Source organism: Pseudomonas sp. HY2-MNA-CIBAN-0224, assembly GCF_040310285.1.
Taxonomy (GTDB): Bacteria; Pseudomonadota; Gammaproteobacteria; order Pseudomonadales; family Pseudomonadaceae; genus Aquipseudomonas; species Aquipseudomonas helleri.
The window spans coordinates 1-267 of sequence record NZ_JBEOPQ010000573.1; the positions used below are offsets into that span (position 1 = coordinate 1).

At 45.7% G+C, this 267-nt stretch carries 1 pseudogene; it reads left to right on the forward strand.

The features are described from left to right. Positions 1 to 267: pseudogene (locus tag AAEZ03_RS27610) on the forward strand (hypothetical protein); the annotation flags it as partial.

The window sequence follows — 267 nt, forward strand, 5'->3', positions numbered from 1 at the left end:
GCACGTAAAGTGTCTGGTTGGATATTATCGGCATTGGTATTGGCGATGATTGTCGTTACCGTGTTTATGTATTTTTCAGATATCGAAGCCCTCGAGGGTTGGTTTAGTTTGCCGGGTGCGTTATATCTAGCGCCAATGCCAGTTATCGTGCTGCTGCTATTCTTTTTCATGCGTAAGGATTTACGGACTGAGCGTGAATATCGCCCCTTCTTAATGACCGTTGCGCTGTTCTTGATGGGTTATATTGGCGTCTGTACAGCGTTGTTC